This is a genomic window from Anaerostipes caccae L1-92 (assembly GCF_014467075.1).
GTDB lineage: Bacteria > Bacillota > Clostridia > Lachnospirales > Lachnospiraceae > Anaerostipes > Anaerostipes caccae.
In genome coordinates, this window is sequence record NZ_AP023027.1 from 3,359,847 (window position 1) to 3,378,090 (window position 18,244).

An 18,244-nucleotide genomic window follows, 5' to 3' on the forward strand; every position below is an offset into this window, starting at 1 on the left:
TTCTGCATGATTGGAGTGAGGCATTCTAAGAGCCGAATGGAAATCATGCAGAAAATGTCACGCTATGATTCCCAAAGCTCCCAGGATAATTCCCACAATCATGGTTCCGAAGATGACTTTAATGACACTCATATTTTTCCGTTTGATCGTAAAGAAGATAATCATAGTCGCAATAAAGGTCAGGAGATTCGGCATCAGCACGTCAAACAGTTCTTTCTGAACCGCAAAGGAGAATTTTCCTGTGGCGATCGTCAACGGACAGGATACACTTACCAGGGAACTGATCATTCCGCCGATTACAAACATACCCATGACGGTAAAGAAGGACATTACCTTGTTGATCAGCCCGCTCTGCACCAGATCTTTGATTGCCTTATTTCCCAAGTTGTAACCCAGATGCATTAAGAAAAATGCCTGGGAATTACAGAGTACGGCTCCCACCAAGACAACGACCAATGCCGGCCACCACGCCCCTGTCAGGGCATATGGACACATCAGCGCCAAAGTTGTTGGAACGATCGTCGCCCAGTTTAGTGTGTCACCGACTGCTGCCATCGGAGGAAACAGTGCAGCTTTCGTATCCGAAATAATCTCTCCGGGAATCGGCGCCCCTTTGGCTTTCTGTTCTTCCATAGATAAGAGGATACCTACGGGAAGTGCGGATGTCATATCTTCCGCATTAAATAATTCCGATGTCCTGACCATTGCTTCCTGAAGGCCATCATCATCACCCTTATATAGTTTCCTCAAGCACGGCATCATAGTCGCTACAATACCATTTGCCTGATACCTCTCGTAACTGTTTCCATTGGAATAGAAGGACAGCATACGGATAGACGCCCAATTTAAATCTCTCCTGCTCAGTGCCGCGTCTTCTACAGTGGTGCTTCTTAAATTCAGTGACAGATGTTCTCCCTTGTTCTGGCAGCGGAAGTCAAACCACGCAAGGATCACAGACACGATCGCTATGCCGATTCCGCTGACTCCCGAATACGCCGCAAATAAAAAGCCTGCGATAAAGAACGGCATATAGCCCTTTTTTCCAATAGAGGAAGCCACGATACAGAGTCCTACGATCGGCATTAAAGAAGCCAGCGCATTCAGCCCATTCTGCAGCCAGCCCGGAAGCCCGTTGACGAAAAATCCGATGTTGCTCGCCCCAAAATACAAAACGAGTGTCATAGGAAGCCAATACAAAATAACTTTAAATAACGATGGGTAAATGACGGTGGACAGCCACAGTTTATCATACTGTCTTTTGCTGATAAATTTATCAGTCAGGGCATTCCAGAAGGAACCTACTGTCATACGGATATTGGTCAGCTGGCTCATAACGATACCCACTGCAACTGCAACTGCCATAGCTGATTTGATATCCATTCCTGAAGCTATGACAACGGATGCCGTAATGATACCTGCCGCCGCATTGTCATTGGTGATGACCCATCCGGCCTGAGTCTGTCCCAGGAACATAGGCTGGATCGTAGCACCCACGATCATAGCAGTGGGGATGTCTCCCATTACAAGCCCTACCAGCAGAGCTGATGTCAGTGGCTGATAGAATAACAGATTGAGGGAATGATCGAACACTCCCAGGAAACTAAACCAGTAAAATCCACCGAGTATAATTGCCTGCCATAAATGCATACTATACATCTCCTCTCTTACTTTTTCATCTTTTGCAATACGTTAACAACTGCATCCTTTCCTGCTTTGTCCAGGATTTCTGAAATCTCCTTCAGTTCTGTATACTCCCGCTGTCCAATCGCTTCCAGTATCATAGAGAGGTTCACTCCTGCAACCGCACATGCCTGTCCGTCCCTCTGTGCGAGTGCTTCTCCTGCCTCGTTCATCAAGTACTGATTACACGGTGTCCCTCCAAATAAGTCTAGGAATACAATGGTTCCTTTCGGAAATATTTCTGTCAAAGCTCCCAGCTCTTTCCCCCAGTCGTCAATGTCGTCAGAAGGTTCCAGTCCTATGCAGGCAATATTCGGGCAGTCACCGTAGATCATCTGTACCGCTTCGATCATGCTGCGGCCAATACTGCCATGGCTGCAGATCAAAATACCAATACAATCGCTGTCGATATGTTCCGGGACGATCCGTATCATTCCTCATCCTCCTTCCTCATTTTTGTTAATAAAATTTTAGCACGGTCTGTTCTTACAGTCAATCTTTTTTGATTGATTCATTCATAATATTGATTATTTCATTCAATATTGTCATTTGTAATAACTTTCACTGATTTTTCCTCAAATTGAATCCGGTCGGAATCCTCTATTTTGGAATCGATAACGATGCCGTTGACATTTTCCAGCTTACAGCTGATTCCAAAGGAATGCCGGCCTATCTTGGAGGAATCCATCAATACGTAGGTTTCCCCGGCCTGGGAAGAAGCTCGTCTGCTCAGCAGCGAGACATTAACACTGGTTGACATAAATCCTTCGGCAAATGTAAATCCATCTGTTCCCAGAAAACTTTTATCCAGTCGGAACTGGGTCAGAAATGACTCACTTAAATTTCCGGATACATCCTTTCTGTCTTTGGAATACTTTCCGCCCACAAGAATCACATCACAATACGACGCCAAAATGTCTACATTCTTTACGGAATTGGTTATCGCCGTCACATTTTTTACTTCTTTGCGTTTCAGCCTTCTGGCAAGCGCCCTGCACATTTCCAGTGTTGTCGTACCGCTGTCGAGATATAAAAATTCTCCGTCCTTCACCAGCTTCGATGCTGCTGTTCCTATTTCCTTTTTTTCTGCCACATTCTGCACGGCAATCTCCTTATACCGGTACCTCCCTTCTTCTGAGACCGCCTTAATACCCCCAAAAATTCGGTCTGCTTCACCTTCCTTCTGAAGTTTGATAAAAATTCTTCTTATAGTCGACTCAGATACTCCAAGAAGTTTGATGCCTTCCCCGGTTGTCATTTCTCCGTTCGTTTTTATATATTCCAATACCTTTGTTTCATTGGAAGAATTCGTTTTATTCATACTATCCTCCTGTGAGTTTCCCGCCGATATTTCCGCCTCTCTCATTCCATAAGACGGTCTGGCTTCACATAACTGCATCCAAAACTTTCGGCCACAGCCCTGCATGTAATTTTCCCCTCATATGTATTGACCGCTGAATAAAGTGACGGATATTTTCTGCACGCTTCCTCCAGTCCATGTTCTGCGATTTTCCTGCCATAGCCGATGGTAGCATTGGTGAGAGCAATCGTTGAGGTCCGCGGCACTGCTCCCGGCATGTTTCCCACACAATAGTGCACTACCCCGTCCACCTCATAAACAGGATCATTATGATACGTCATCTTTGTGGTTTCACAGCACCCTCCCTGATCCACTGCCACATCAACGATTAGAGAACCCGGCTTCATCCGCTTCAAATACTCTTTTTTTATGATCTTAGGTGCGGCTTTCCCTGGAATCAGGACAGAACCTATGACAAGATCTGCTCCGGCTAAGGCATCTCTCACCGCGCCGTCTGTACTCATCAGAGTCTGAATCCGGCTCCCGAAAATATCATCCAGATAATTAAGCCGCATCAGGTCGATGTCCATGATCGTTGTGTAGGCTCCCATGCCCACAGCAATCTTGCATGCATTGGAACCAACGGTTCCCGCACCCAGAATCACAACTTTTGCCCTCTGTGTTCCCGGCACTCCTCCAAGGAGAATTCCCTCTCCCCCAAATGGTTTTTCTAAGTACTTTGCTCCCTCCTGAACACTGAGCCGTCCCGCAATTTGGCTCATAGGCGTCAGCAGCGGCAGACTTCTGTCATCTTCCATCAAAGTTTCATAGGCAACCCCTTTTACCTCTGCATCCAGTAAAGCATTCATCAGCGGTTCATCAGCCGCAATGTGCAGATAGGTATACAAGATCAGCCCTTTATGAAAAAACTGATATTCCTCTTTGAGCGGTTCTTTCACTTTTATGATCATCTCAGCCCAGTCCCACACTGCCCTTGCTTCTTCCACAATTACTGCCCCGGCGGCTTCATACTCCTGGTCTGCAAATCCCGATCCTCTGCCTGCACCTTTCTGAACACGAACTTCATGGCCTTCAGACACATAGCTTTTTGCGTTGTCCGGTGTCAGCCCTACGCGGTACTCCTTTTTCTTGATCTCTGTCACACATCCGACTCTCATCTTTTACCTCCTGACTTTTTTATTTTGATTGTTATCTTTATATTATGACTGTTTCTTTCATATGTCAACATATTTTTGATTGTTTCTTTCTTGTTTTTCGATTGTTTTATTCTCACCAAGGATTGACAGACTTTTTTCGGCATAAAAACAGCACCCCTTGTAAGGATGCTGTTTTGTAGAACTAATTATTTCTATTTACGCTGTCTTCGTAAATCCATTCTCTGAGTTCCTTCTTCGTATTTTTATTATATCCAACCGCATAACGTTCTTCTGATCCTGAGGTATACTTAAAAATAAGTTTGCACCTCTTTGGTTTTTCTTTTACAAATTTTTTAATATCACTCTTGAAAATGAACCTTATCCGACTGCCAAATCTCAGCAGTTGCTCCTGATCTTTGAGAATGTGATTCTCCGGACTGCAGATAAACTCTATCATGTCATCCATCTGTTCCGGCAGCTCTCTCTCTGAAAAGTCCAGATTTAACTGCGCAAAAAAGTCATTCACAACAAAACCCTTAAAATCTGCTAAAATACCAGTCCCGCAATGGTAGCAGATAACAGAATCACAGCCTATAATTCTTCTTACTGCCCGATCATAGTCTAAATAAACAATTTTATGTCCAAAAATATAAAACATGATACCTATTGTTATGATGAAAGCAGCTGCACCTGTGACATAGTAAGTCCAGTATTCCGAGTGATCCGAGCAGGCTGATAATCTCCAAAGCCCACCTGCTTCTAAAAAAATTCCTATGATCCAACCACTAATGTTAAACGTCAAATATTTGTACCACTTTCCAAACTGCAGTATCTTAGCCTCATTGACCAAGTAGGGAAGACATACTGATATCAGTGCCAGAACAATACAGGTAATCGGGATTATCTGTTCACTTATCTGCCCAATCAGACTTTTATTCCCCGGAAAGAGATGCAGTACCGGGATATGTACACAGAGATACAAAACTGTGCACAGCAAAATTAAACTTTTAGACTTCACTTCCTGCTTCGTCCTCTCCCAGTCAAACTTCAGCAGGCTTGTAATATATTTATTGACCTTATTTTTCTCCCGCGTGAATGTTTCTTCTTCCCAGCAGTACATGTTTTCTTCGATATATGCGATTTGCTTCCATATGTGTTCATCTCTGAAAAAATCAAGCTGCTTATCAGCAGGATATTGGTCAAACGACGGAAAGAATCCATATCCGTTTAAGTTGACCTTTAATTTTGCAAACGCTTCTCCGATATTTCCTCTGTCTGCCTGATGCAGCCTGCAGGCTGTCTGTTTCATGGCTTTTCTCCACTCACTTCTGGCACTGGTGATGTACTGAAGGTTATTTGACTTATTTTTAGAAATGTATTCAATCAACGCTACGATCACAGCAGATGACAATAAAACTTCGAAAATCCCCATTGTTCTCTACCTCCACTATATCTTTTGCAGTCTTCCTTATATATCCATTTCATTATACAACAAATTGACACATTAAAAAATCCTGCCAACAGCTGAAACGGCTATTGGCAGGATTTTTTGTAATTTTTTAACCTAATTTAAATGTAATTCCACAGCTATAAATACACCCTTACCGATATTACAGAATAATCTGCTGCTCCTTAAATGTTGTTGGTTCCTTTAACTGCAATATAACACCCCTTTTTCGGGAACAAAGTTGTCAAGCCCCTCACTCCTTGAGGGGCTTGACAACTTTGCGTACCAGATGCGATTTGACGTAGTCAAATGATTTCCGTTCGGCTCTTAGAATGCCTGAGTTTTATTGAAATCGAAAGACTCAGGTTGCCACAGATGTGTGCTTCGGATAAACAGTAACAGAAATAAGATATACCCTGATAGTTAGGCACAGAAAAGAAGTCTGTGTTTAACTGCCAGGGTATTTTTTTGTATGTCATGATATTTTGACTAGTTTTACGACTTGCTACCTCAGAGATGTAAGATTTTCTAACATTCAGCAAAGTCTCTGCGGCGGTCCATTTGGGACTATCTAACGATAGTTTTTTAGCACTATTGGAGGAACGCATTTCAAAGCGTGACGGAAATAGTGCTAAAAAACTTATATTTATCCTTATGCAGTTTCATACACACCCTCCAGCAAAATATCAATCGTTTTCAGCAAAGTTTTCTGATTATAATACTTTCGCGCAAAAAGGATTAATATATCGGTATTCAAATCAAAATCTTTTGCTGTCCCCCTCAAAACTAATTCAGGTTTCAATACATCCACTGGCGCATGCGCTAACCCCCGCACGGCATCTAAAAATTGAAGATACTTATAGTTTGACTCAGTAATCGTAGTTACCGGCTTGCGCACATCTACCTGAAACTCCTTCGGAACTCTTTTGTTATGAAGATTTGTTGCAATACTCCTGCGGTTTGGCATCTGAGAAACAAGACCGAGCTTATTTAGCGCAGATAAGCCCGTTTCATATCCGATTGCACCGGTATCATCCCGCAAAAGCTGATTACAAAATACAGTTTCTTTATTTGGCCTATAATAACCAAAAGGGGTTTTTATTTTCCTGCAATAAACCCCTTTTGTTACTCTTATTAGTAAGTCTGCTTTTTCAAGCCGGGCCATATTTACATTTACAGCTTTCTTCACCTTATCTTCATCCACTCCAAGGCACACCGCAGCATACTTTGCAATTCTTTCTGTAAGGATAGGCTGTTCTGGTTCTTGTTTATTAATATACTGTAATAAAATTTCTCGATAAATCGGCTTCTCCATATACTCACCTCTGTTATTATCTTAATATCTTATTTCTATATTTATGTAAAAATAATAACACTCTCCCGCTAAAGAATCAACTCAAAATCCATAAAAACACAAAAACAGCAGCCTTTGCAAGGATGCTGTTTTATACAATGCAATACTTTTGTGTTTATTTCTAGATCTGTTCTAATGCCAATCCGATCAGTTGATCAGTCTGATCTGCCATGAACAGAGGAATATTCAGCACATCATCATCCAGTTTCAAATTATCGAGAGAGAAACGGATACGGAGTTTGACTTTGTCTGGGAACAGTTCCTTGAATTTCTTTAGACTCTTGCTGGCGGTATTTGCCTCGGATTTGACCTCGACAGGGAAAATGTCATTCTCACGCTGGATTAGGAAATCTACCTCATAGGGAGGATTCCTTTGTGTCCAGTAACGAGGAACCACTTCAAACTGCGTAACCAAGGTTTGTAGTACAAAGTTCTCTGTCAGCGCACCCTTAAACTCCGTGAATAGACGGTTGCCTTCCCCAAAAGCTGTAGGTGCCAGCTGTGCCAGACGGCGGAGCAGACCTACATCCACCAGATAAATCTTAAAAGCCGAAAGGTCATCATAGGCAGCTACAGGCAGACCAGGAGCGGAACTGCGGTAGATTTTATGCACCAGACGGGCATCTGCCAGCCACTGCAAAGCATCCTCATATTCACGCGCTCTTGCTCCCTCTTTGACAACCTTGTAGATGAACTTTTTGTTCTCCCTTGCCAGCTGGGACGGTATGGACTTCCAGATCATAGAAATCTTCGGGAACTCGCTGATATTAGGATGCTTCGCAAAATCACGCTCGTAGGCGCCAATGATCCCGGACAAGGCTTCCTGCATAGCAGCGACATCTCGTGCCTCTGTCCACATCTTAATAGATTCCGGCATACCTCCGGTTACATAATACATCTTGAGTTTTTCATACAGAGGGTTAAAGAAAGCATCGGGGATCGGCTCAATTGTGTTCACCGTTTTCAAGTACTTTACCAAGTTCTCATCACCATTAGCCAGCAGGAACTCTGTAAAAATCATAGGGTCAATCTGCATGAAGTTGACCTTGCCCACAGGGAAAGAAGAAGGCTTTGCCAAGGCAATGCCCAGCAGAGAACCGGCGCAGGCAATATGATACTGCGGTGCATTCTCGCAGAAATACTTCATAGAATTGATAACCTTGGGACAGTCCTGTACTTCGTCAAAGATGATGAGAGTCTTTTCCGGTACAATCTTCTGACCACTGGCCAGCATCAGATTCTGCAAGATCCGATTGACGTCCTTTGTTGTTTCAAAGAACTGTTTATATTCCTCGTTCTCATCAAAGTTAAAATAAGCGGTATTTTCATAATAGCATCTGCCGAACTCTTTTAGAATCCAGGTCTTACCTACCTGACGCACACCCTTCATAATCAGTGGTTTACGGTAGGAAGAATTCTTCCAGTCCAGTAGCTTCTTTAAAATAAATCTTTCCATAGACTCACTTCCCACATTTTTATTTTAATTTAAGTGTTTTTCATCACATTTTTATTATATACAGAAGTCCAAAAAAATACAATCACATTTTTATACCGATTTTGATGTGATAAAATCACATTTTTATTGCAGAACTTTCCGATGAAACAAAAAAAAGAACCGATCCCCCTAAGGCATCAGTTCTTCCTGTTCATTGATCCTCTGACAAAGCGTCGAGTATCTCTTCTGTTCATTTACATTCTGAATCATCTGCTGTACCGTTGACTTCCGGCCCACCATCGTAATACACTGCTTCGCCCGGGTCACTCCGGTGTAGAGAAGATTTCTGTTAAACAAAACTCTCGGTCCCGTAAGCAGCGGCATGACCACTGCCGGATACTCACTTCCCTGTGACTTATGGATCGTCACCGCATAGGCCAGTTCCAGCTCATCCAGCATGGAATAAGAGTATTCCGCCACTCTGATGTCGTCAAAGACTACGGTGACTTTCTCCGTGTAGTCATTGATCCTTGTGATCCGTCCGATATCGCCGTTGAAGACGCCTTTGCCCTCTTCCACGGTAAATCCCTTCTCATTCTTTACTTCCCACTCCATCTGGTAATTGTTCTTGATCTGCATGACCTTGTCGCCTTCACGGAACAGACAGGAAACCGCCTGTTTCTCCTGCTTTTCCTCCGCCGGAGGATTCAGGTATTCCTGGAGAACTTCGTTGAGCTTATCGACACCCAGTTCCCCCTTGCGCATAGGGGTCAGCACCTGAATGTCATACGGCTTGGCATTTACATAAGCCGGCAGCTTATCTCTCACCAGGTATACCAGAACACCTAAAATATCTCCGAGCCTCTCTCTCTCAAGAAAGAAAAAGTCCCTGCTCTTATTATCGAGCTCAATAGACTTCCCCTCATTGATCCTGTGGGCATTGCTTACAATGTGGCTGGCTTCATCCTGCCGGAAAATCTGATTCAGTTCCACCACCTTAAAAGATCCGGAAGCAATCATATCCTTCAGCACATTTCCCGGGCCGACGGAAGGAAGCTGGTTGGCATCCCCCACAAACACAAACCTTGTACCCGGAACCGCAGCGCTTAAAAGGGAATTCATCAGAAAAATATCCACCATAGACATCTCATCCACGATGATCACATCCGTTTCAATAGGATTCGCGGCATTCCGTTCAAACTTCATGCTGTCCCCGCTGCTGGAATCCCCATTCAATTCCAACAGACGGTGGATCGTGGTCGCCTCATATCCGGTAGCCTCTGTCATCCGTTTTGCCGCCCTCCCCGTGGGGGCCACGAGTCTGATATCCAGAGTTTCAGACTCAAAGTAGCGGATCATTCCGTTGATGGTCGTCGTCTTACCCGTTCCCGGGCCTCCGGTCAGAATCACGACTCCATTTTCGGCGACGGCTTCTATGGCTTCTTTCTGTTTCTCCGCAAAGGTAATCTGAAGACCGTCTTCAATCTTTGCGATCATAGTCCTCACCTCGGAAACAGACACATCGTAAGTCATATTGAGATCGCACAGCATCCTGGCCGTGTTAAGTTCCAGATAATACTGGGCCGCCCCATAAATTCTTGTCTGGTCCTCCTCTTCTTTTATAATAATCTTTTTCTCAATCATCATGTCCAGAAGATGAGGCTCGATCATCTCCTCTTCCACCTCAAGCATCCTTGAAGTATTTCTTAAAAGGATTTCTTTGGGCAGATAAATATGCCCTGATGCAAGACCCTGCATCAGAGTATAAAAAATGCCCGATATGATCCGGTAATCCGAACTGCTGCCGATACCAACCTGCCTGGCGATTTCATCAGCAATCTTAAATCCTACGCCTTCTATATCATCCGCCATCTGATATGGATTGTTCTGGATCACCCCGTACAGCTTATCGCCGTACTCCTTAAAAATCTTCACCGCCAGATTAGTGGTAATCCCATAGCCGGACAGAAACATCATGGCCTGGCGCATTTCCTGCTTCTCGGAAAACTCCACCGCGATGCTGCGTGCTCTCTTTTCGGTGACTCCCTTTACCTCCGCAAGCCTCTCCGGTTCCTCCTCGATAATGCGGAACGTGTCCATCTTAAACTTTTTGACGATTCTCTTGGCGATCGCCGGGCCAACCCCTTTGATTGCCCCGGAGCCCAGATACCGTTCCATGCTCTGAATGTCATCCGGCATCGTAACTTCATAGGAAGTCATCTGAAATTGTGGGCCATGAACCGGATGTTCCACATATTCCCCTTCCAGTTCCATATACTCGCCTTCGTGCAGAAATTGGAATACCCCGACTACAGTCTCCTCATCGCCGTCCATATCAAGACTCAGCACCGTATATCCGTTGTCCTCATTCCGAAAACGGACATGGTCAACATATCCGGAAATCCGTCCCATGCTTCTCCCCTCCTTTACACAAACGCCCGGCGTAACAAAACAACCAGGATAAAATACCCTGGTTGTCCTCTGCCGGCTTAAAAAAGCGCTGAAAAAACTAAGTGATTATTTCTCGCCCTTTTTGTCTTCTCCGGATAAAAATTCAATGTATTTTCCAGTTCCGATGGCAACTGCTGTCAGAGGGTCCTCTGCTGTCATCGTGTTGATTCCTGTCTTAGATTCGATCAGTTCTTCCAGACCCTGGATCAGAGATCCTCCTCCAGTCAGAACGATCCCGCGGTCTGAGATATCGGCCGCAAGCTCAGGCGGAGTTCTCTCCAGTACGTTGTGAACAGCGTCTACGATCTGGTAAGCAGGCTCTCTTAAAGCTTCTTCTGTCTCTTCAGATGTAACAGTCACGGTCTTTGGGAGTCCTGTCACAAGGTTTCTTCCGCGGACATCCATCGTCGCATTTTCCGGACGTTTGTAGACAGTGCCGATGTTGATCTTAATGTCCTCAGCAGTACGCTCACCGATCAGTAAGTTATGTTTTTTGCGCATGTAGCGCACGATTGCCTCATCAAAATCATCTCCGGCAACCTTGATGGAAGTGCTGACAACGACTCCTCCAAGAGAAATAACAGCGATGTCGGCTGTTCCTCCTCCGATGTCCACGATCATATTTCCGCATGGCTTTGCGATATCGATTCCGGCGCCGATGGCTGCCGCAACAGGTTCTTCAATAATGGATACTTCCCTTGCACCTGCCTGGTAGGTCGCATCCTCAACTGCCTTTTTCTCTACTTCCGTGGCACCGCTCGGCACACACACGCTGATGCGCGGCTTCCGTCCGAAAATAGACTTTCCGACGGTGCGGTTGATAAAGTAGCTTAACATCTTTTCTGTCACTGTATAGTCAGAAATCACACCCTGGCGCAGCGGACGCACTGCAACGATATTCCCCGGTGTTCTTCCCAGCATCAGACGGGCTTCTTCCCCGATTGCCTTGATCTTGTTTGTATCTCTGTCAAATGCCACTACAGATGGCTCTTTTAAAACGACTCCTTTGCCCTTTGCGTAAACCAGGACGCTGGCCGTACCTAAATCAATTCCGATATCTGAACCTGCCATGTTTCAAAATTCCCCTTTCGAATTTTCTATTATTATCATTATGTTAAATGTCAATTATTCGTATACACGCTCTTTTTAATTATAAACAAAGTCAGAAAAATTTCAATTGTTTTTTACGTATTCCAACAAAATTCAGCAAAAATTAAGATTTCTGAAATATCTATACTGATTCCCACCTGCCTGAGGCTCCGCATGGCAGAACCAGGCCATTTGAAGAAACCGGAAGCCCGATCTCATCTGCCGTCACTTTCCCGCCGAACTTTGCTTTGACTTCCGTTCCCAGCATATAGGAGAGCACAGCCGGCTGGAGTCCGGTCGTATAAGAATTGATCAGAAAAAATAAGGGGTTTTTCGACAAAATCTTTGTACAGAGCTGAACAAGCGGAAAAATCTTTTCCTCAATCTTCCAGATCTCTCCTTTTGGTCCCCTGCCGTAGGACGGAGGGTCCATGATGATCCCATCGTAGTGGTTCCCCCGGCGGATCTCCCTCTCTACAAATTTCACACAGTCGTCCACCAGCCAGCGGATCGGTTTGTCTTTCAGGCCGGAGGCCTGGGCATTCTCTTTTGCCCAGTTCACCATGCCTTTGGAGGCATCCACGTGAGTCACGGATGCCCCGGCTGCGGCTGCGGCTAATGTGGCGCCCCCTGTGTAGGCAAACAGGTTCAGCACCTTTACAGGCCGCCCGGCCTTTTTGATCTTATCTGAAAACCAATCCCAGTTCACTGCCTGCTCCGGAAAAACTCCTGTATGTTTAAAGCTGAATGGCTGCAAATGAAATGTAAGTTCTCTGTACCTGATATCCCAGGTCTTAGGGAGATCAAAGAACTCCCACTGTCCGCCGCCTCTGCTGCTCCTGTGATAATGTCCGTTTGGCTTCTTCCACTGCTTTAACTTCTTTGGTGTCTGCCATAAAACCTGAGGGTCCGGCCGTACTAAATAATAGTCTCCCCATCTTTCTAATTTTTCACCACAAGAAGTATCTAAAACTTCATAATCGTTCCACTGATCTGCAATCCACATCTTACATTCTCTTCCTTTACTTAAACTTTATCTTTAGAGACAGATGACATCGCCCTTCCGTCCCATCTGGTTCCCTTCTAATATAATCATACTCCGCTCTTCCATCCGGATCTCTCCTCCGGGCAGCCGGCTATTTTTCGGCTCGCCGGCCGTATCTGAAAAAATCTCCCAGAAGTAATCCAGCGGAAGTTCGGGAAGCCTCACAGTATGCGGCTCCCAATGCATATTCATCATAACATAAACAATATCATCTGTGTCACTATCTTTTTCTCTTCCGGCAAACAGGACACCCAGAAGGTGGTTTTGGTCATCCTCCTTTAACTTCCACGGTTCTTCTCCGTGAAAGCTGACGGAAGGCAGTCCGCACAGCGCATCCTCCCCTCTGGATCTTAACACCGGGTGTTTTTTTCTGAAACGGATCATCTCTTTGACAAACTGAGTGGTCTCATGATTTTCCAAAAGCAGATCCCAATTCAGCCACGAAATTTCATTATCCTGACAGTAGGCATTGTTATTGCCATACTGGGTATTCAAAAATTCGTCCCCCGCATACATCATCGGGACACCCTGGCTGGTCATCAGCGCCGCAAAAGCATTTCTCACAAGCTTTTTCCTGAGCTTTATGACATCCTGCCGGTCAGTGTACCCTTCTTCACCGCAGTTCCAGCTGTTGTTATTGTTGTCTCCGTCCGTATTGTTCCATCCGTTATCCAGATTGTGCTTTTCATTATAGGAATAAAGGTCCCACATCGTGAATCCGTCATGGCAGGTGATAAAATTCACTGAAGCCGTATCGCCCCGGCTCTCCCTGTCATAGATATCCCTGGAGCCGCTCATCCTCTGGGCAGCGGCTTTCACAAGGCCCGGATCTCCTTTCAGGAATCTTCTCATATCGTCCCGGTATCTGCCGTTCCACTCAGACCACCGGTTCCATGACGGAAACGTGCCCACCTGATAAAGACCCGCAGCGTCCCATGCCTCAGCAATTAATTTCACACGGCCCAGGATCGGGTCAAATGCAAGCCTTTCCAAAAGCGGAGGCTTACTTAATGGTGAACCGTCCTCACTTCTTCCGAGAATCGATGCCAGGTCAAACCGGAATCCGTCGATCCGGTAATCCGTCACCCAGTACCTTAAACAGTCCAGGATCATGTTCTGAACGACCGGGTGATTGCAGTTCAGTGTATTGCCGCAGCCGCTGAAATTATAATATTTTCCGTCCGGCGTAAGCATATAATATATATTATTGTCAAATCCTTTAAAAGATATGAACGGACCGTTCTCATTTCCCTCCGCCGTGTGGTTGAACACCACATCAAGGATTACTTCAATATCATTGTCGTGAAGTTCCCGGATCAGGTATTTAAGCTCTGAACCCTCTCTGTTAAATTCTTTTTCCGAGCTGTAGCTTGTATTCGGCGCAAAAAAGCTGACCGGATTATAACCCCAGTAGTCCAAAAGTTTTTTACCATTGACATACCTGGTATCCCTCGTCTCGTCAAATTCAAAGATCGGCATCAGTTCCACGGCATTGATGCCCAGATCCTTCAGATAAGGAATCTTTTCCCGGATCCCGTCAAAGGTTCCCGGATGTTTTACATCTGATGTATGGTGTTTTGTAAATCCTCTGGTGTGAAGTTCATAGATGATAAGGTCCCGCATATCTGTGGGTTTTCGCCTGGCTCTTCCCCAGTCAAAGTCATTGGAGACGACTCTCGCCCGATAACAGTCCCTGCTGTACTCAGGTTTCTCGCCCCAGTTGCTCTGACCGGTGACGGCTTTTGCATAGGGATCTAAAAGATACCGCTCCTTGTCAAACAAAAGTCCCTTTTTTAAATCCTTCGGCCCGTCAACTCTGTAATTGTATTCGATCTTCCGGATATCCAGGCCGAAAACGATCATCGAGTATACATTTCCGATCCGGTAATTTTCCGGAAACGGTATTTCAGCGAAAGGTTCCTGTGCCTTTCTTTCATATAAAACTAATGTACAGGCAGTTCCGTTTTTCGTATGTACGGTGAAACTCACGCCGCCTTCAATAGCAGTCGCACCGTTTTGAAGGTAAAACCCCGGACGCACATCAAATCCATTCACCGTATCCATGGATCTAAGCTGCCCGGCTTCTCCGATTCTTTTAATATCCATAAACTCTATCCTTTATACTCCGTCAAATAAGTGATATTCAAAAATTTATAAAATATGATATGTTTCATTATAACAGATTTTTCTTAATATAATCAGATCTCTCCACATACAATAAATTATAGCTTGTAATTTCACCCTGCCTTTCCATGTTCTTTTGTCAAGGATTGCTGGAAAACGGAAATACTATGTATGGATAGGAGGCACAAATGAAAAAAGGATTAAACAAAGGACAAACCGCAGTGCTGATCTTAATGCTGTCAATCATCGCTTTTCAGGGCATTTACCTGTTCCGGACCAGCAAAGAGACAAGTTCTCTTCAGGAATCCTCGGCTGCCAGCGGAGAGATTCAAAAGAACCAGAAGATCGTCCGCGAAATTACACAGTTTAAACTGGGCGATTTCCCCTTTCTTCCCAAACGAGTCGATCCCGAGAAAAAACTCATCGCGTTTTCATTCGATGACGGACCTTCCAGAAAAAATACGGAGAAAATACTAAAGGCCCTGGATAAAAACAATGCGAGGGCTACCTTTTTTATGCTTGGCCAGAATGCAAAATATTATCCTGACCTTGTAAAAAAAGTTGAGGAATCAGGCAATGAAGTCGCCGGCCACTCTTGGAACCATCCGCTGCTCACAAAACTCGGTAAAAAAGGTGTGAAAAAACAGATGTCGCAGATGAACGAAGCCATTGCTTCTGTGACCGGATCTGATGTGGGACTTTTAAGGCCGCCTTATGGTTCCATTAACCGAACTGTAAAAAATACGGTGAAAGATCCGCTGATCCTGTGGAGCATTGATACTTTGGACTGGAAAACACTGAATGCAGACAAGACTGCTGATGCCATTTTAAAGCAGGCCAAAGACGGAGATATCATCCTGATGCATGACATCCATGCTCCCACGGCGGAAGCTGTGAAAAAGGTACTCCCGAAACTTGAAAAGAAAGGCTTTCAAGTATGTACGGTATCGGAGCTCCTTGAGGCGAGAAATATTACTCTGCATCCGGGAGATGTCGTGGTAAGTGCGAATGATGTTTATCGGTATAAGAAATAATTTAAGCTGCCAGAAGAGCCGCCCGGTCTGCCGGACGGCTCTTTCTGCCACGTCAGAAAAATATTAATCGATTGTCGTTCTATCCAAATGATTTTTGATGTCTCTCCCACCGTACATAATACGAACAATACTCACTGTATTTTGGGACTCATTAGGTTGATAAAACACAAGGTAATTATCCACCGGAAAAAATCGGATTTCTTCACTATGCCATGGCTCTTCCTCATATAAACGATAACGTCTCGGCATTTCATCAAGTGTCTTGATTTCTTTCATAATTCTACGAGTTTGTTCAGATGCTGTTTCCGGCACAAGCAGTTCATACGCTATATATTCATATATATCTCTCAAATCCTGTTTTGCCTTTTTTGTATAAAAAATCCTGCAACTCATATCCCGTAATCCCGCTTCATCTCCTCTTCGACATCTTCTGCCGAATATACCCTTCCCTTTCTTATATCATCCATGCCCTTTTCTATTTCCGCATCAAATTGTTTTTTCGTAAGGGAGTCGTATACAAGCGGCATATCTTTGGGCAGCTTCACTTCAAATGGCAGTCCCCGCTGCATCACAACTTGTCTTAAAAACATCCCAACTGCATTTGACATCGGAATGCCCAAACGCTCAAGCACTTGCTCTGCCTGCTCTTTTATTTCAGGATCTACACGGGTAAAAATATTTGATGTCTTAGCCATATCTATCATCTCCTTTATTTTCTATTACTTTTATTATATATTTTTTGCTTGCTTTTTGCAATCTATTCGCAAGCTTTTTAAATCTCAAAAGAGCCGCCCGGTCTGCCGGACGGCTCTTCTGCAAAAGGAGTTTATCTTTTTTTGAGGAAAAAAGTTTCCAGCTGTCCTTCCTCAGCTGATGATTAATTACAAATTAATTATAACAGGTTACATCCTATTTTTTTCTTAAAACCCACAAACTGCACTTTATACGACGCAAACAACACTTTTTCTATCTCTGATTCTTTTTATACTTATAAATCTGATTGGCACTAATGACAACATCGCCTTTATCCACAGTGATTCCCTTTGCCTTCAATAACTCTGAAACTGTACAGACTTCAAATCCTCTGTCTTTCAGCAGTGGAAGGACTTTTTCTGCCGCTGCCACAGAGGGTTTATGAATATCATGCATCAATACGATGTCTCCGTCCTTCGCTTGTTTAAGGATCGTATTTACTGTGGCATCTGTATTTAAAGTCTTCCAGTCTAATGTATCAATGCTCCACAAGATCAATGGCGCGTTAATATTGGCTTTCACCATCCGATCAATGGCTCCGTAAGGCGGGCGCAGCAGACCTACATCCGAGCCGGTCACTTTTGAAATCGCATAATTCATTTTCTGCATCTGGCGGCATACCCCTGCTGCACCCAATTTGGTCAGCTGCGGATGATTCCAGGAGTGTCCGGCCACCTCATTCCCTGAATCTTTTACTTCTTTTACAAGCCGCGGATAATAGGAAGCGTTCTGTCCAAGCATAAAAAAAGTTGCTCTTGCATGATTCTTTGCCAATGCTTTTACCACCCGGTCTGTATTCTCCCTGGCAGGCCCATCGTCAAAAGAAAATGCAATCAGTTTTTTTGTTTTATCAATGTTCCTCTGTACATTTAAGTTATTCCCTAATTGAGAACTCTTCTTAACAGCCAGCTGTCTAATTCGTTTTTCCCATCTCCGTATTTTTAATATTGCCTCTTTCGGAATGCTGCTCTGTTTCACCATACTCCACATCATTTCATTCGATCCGTCAGCTTTCGCAGAACAAGTGATTTTCAAATATTTCCCTTTTGGATAAGGCTGACCCTGATCTGCATATACTGTCAGCATCCTGTCGTTACCATTTTCGTCAAATCCTTTTATATGGTAAAAACACTCTGAGTTTTTCTTCTTCTCCGATCCTGCTATGATTTTTGCATAGTAACTGATTCCTGTATCCTTTTTTCCATGTAAAATTTCCTTCACACTTATCACCGCAGCAGCAATAAAAATCAGAGCCACCGCAGCAAAAATAATCTTTTTCATAGGCCTTCCTTTCTGTTTGCATATTTTTATCTATTTTATCTTCTCTATACCCATTTTTTAGACATGATTCGTATCCGACCATTTCAGCGTCCTA

At 44.2% G+C, this 18,244-nt stretch carries 15 protein-coding genes; 1 reads left to right on the top strand and 14 read right to left on the bottom strand.

Translation table 11 applies throughout. The features are described 5' to 3' along the window. Positions 1 to 57: 57 nt before the first annotated feature. The 11 genes from ANCC_RS16500 to glgX form a co-directional block, all read right to left on the bottom strand. The gene (locus ANCC_RS16500) at positions 58 to 1,647 is read right to left on the bottom strand and encodes a PTS system mannose/fructose/sorbose family transporter subunit IID (RefSeq protein ID WP_006568331.1); all 1,590 of its coding nucleotides are present in this window, start codon (positions 1,645 to 1,647) and stop codon (positions 58 to 60) included. Positions 1,648 to 1,664: 17 nt separating this feature from the next. Then, entirely contained in the window at positions 1,665 to 2,114 is a 450-nt protein-coding gene (locus tag ANCC_RS16505; RefSeq protein WP_006568330.1) for a PTS sugar transporter subunit IIA, read from the bottom strand. Between the two features lie 98 nt (positions 2,115 to 2,212). Continuing rightward, positions 2,213 to 3,001: a DeoR/GlpR family DNA-binding transcription regulator gene (locus ANCC_RS16510; protein WP_039946934.1), complete on the bottom strand. Its 789-nt coding sequence runs from the start codon at positions 2,999 to 3,001 to the stop codon at positions 2,213 to 2,215. 41 nt (positions 3,002 to 3,042) lie between these two features. After that, a complete protein-coding gene (ald, locus tag ANCC_RS16515; RefSeq protein ID WP_006568328.1) occupies positions 3,043 to 4,158 on the bottom strand; it encodes an alanine dehydrogenase in 1,116 nt (371 codons plus the stop codon). A gap of 181 nt (positions 4,159 to 4,339) precedes the next feature. Then, positions 4,340 to 5,569: a hypothetical protein gene (locus ANCC_RS16520; protein WP_006568326.1), complete on the bottom strand. Its 1,230-nt coding sequence runs from the start codon at positions 5,567 to 5,569 to the stop codon at positions 4,340 to 4,342. 667 nt (positions 5,570 to 6,236) lie between these two features. After that, entirely contained in the window at positions 6,237 to 6,899 is a 663-nt protein-coding gene (locus tag ANCC_RS16525; protein ID WP_006568325.1) for a DUF6088 family protein, read from the bottom strand. 160 nt (positions 6,900 to 7,059) lie between these two features. Then, positions 7,060 to 8,394 carry an ATP-binding protein gene (locus tag ANCC_RS16530; protein WP_006568324.1) on the bottom strand — a complete coding sequence of 445 codons (1,335 nt, stop codon included), beginning with the start codon at positions 8,392 to 8,394 and terminating at the stop codon, positions 7,060 to 7,062. Between the two features lie 168 nt (positions 8,395 to 8,562). After that, positions 8,563 to 10,785, bottom strand: a complete 2,223-nt coding sequence (gene recD2 / locus ANCC_RS16535; protein ID WP_006568323.1) for an SF1B family DNA helicase RecD2 — start codon at positions 10,783 to 10,785, stop codon at positions 8,563 to 8,565. 105 nt (positions 10,786 to 10,890) lie between these two features. Then, positions 10,891 to 11,895 carry a rod shape-determining protein gene (gene mreB / locus ANCC_RS16540; protein WP_006568322.1) on the bottom strand — a complete coding sequence of 335 codons (1,005 nt, stop codon included), beginning with the start codon at positions 11,893 to 11,895 and terminating at the stop codon, positions 10,891 to 10,893. Between the two features lie 160 nt (positions 11,896 to 12,055). Beyond that, the gene (locus tag ANCC_RS16545) at positions 12,056 to 12,919 is read right to left on the bottom strand and encodes a class I SAM-dependent methyltransferase (protein WP_006568321.1); all 864 of its coding nucleotides are present in this window, start codon (positions 12,917 to 12,919) and stop codon (positions 12,056 to 12,058) included. Positions 12,920 to 12,952: 33 nt separating this feature from the next. Further along, positions 12,953 to 15,064, bottom strand: coding sequence for a glycogen debranching protein GlgX (glgX, locus tag ANCC_RS16550; RefSeq protein ID WP_006568320.1), 2,112 nt, complete (start codon positions 15,062 to 15,064; stop codon positions 12,953 to 12,955). Positions 15,065 to 15,270: 206 nt separating this feature from the next. On the opposite strand from glgX, the gene ANCC_RS16555 reads away from it, so the two are divergent. After that, positions 15,271 to 16,116, top strand: a complete 846-nt coding sequence (locus tag ANCC_RS16555; RefSeq protein ID WP_006568319.1) for a polysaccharide deacetylase family protein — start codon at positions 15,271 to 15,273, stop codon at positions 16,114 to 16,116. A gap of 63 nt (positions 16,117 to 16,179) precedes the next feature. Here the strand turns inward: ANCC_RS16555 and ANCC_RS16560 are convergent, their stop codons facing one another. The 3 genes from ANCC_RS16560 to ANCC_RS16570 all read right to left on the bottom strand — a co-directional run bounded on the left by ANCC_RS16560 (position 16,180) and on the right by ANCC_RS16570 (position 18,150). After that, on the bottom strand, positions 16,180 to 16,509 hold the full coding sequence (locus ANCC_RS16560) for a type II toxin-antitoxin system RelE/ParE family toxin (RefSeq protein WP_006568318.1): 330 nt from the start codon (positions 16,507 to 16,509) through the stop codon (positions 16,180 to 16,182). After that, the gene (locus ANCC_RS16565) at positions 16,506 to 16,811 is read right to left on the bottom strand and encodes a type II toxin-antitoxin system RelB/DinJ family antitoxin (protein WP_039946933.1); all 306 of its coding nucleotides are present in this window, start codon (positions 16,809 to 16,811) and stop codon (positions 16,506 to 16,508) included. The genes ANCC_RS16560 and ANCC_RS16565 overlap by 4 nt, the downstream gene beginning before the upstream one ends. Before the next feature lie 271 nt (positions 16,812 to 17,082). Beyond that, positions 17,083 to 18,150: a polysaccharide deacetylase family protein gene (locus ANCC_RS16570; protein ID WP_006568315.1), complete on the bottom strand. Its 1,068-nt coding sequence runs from the start codon at positions 18,148 to 18,150 to the stop codon at positions 17,083 to 17,085. Between the last annotated feature and the right edge of the window lie 94 nt (positions 18,151 to 18,244).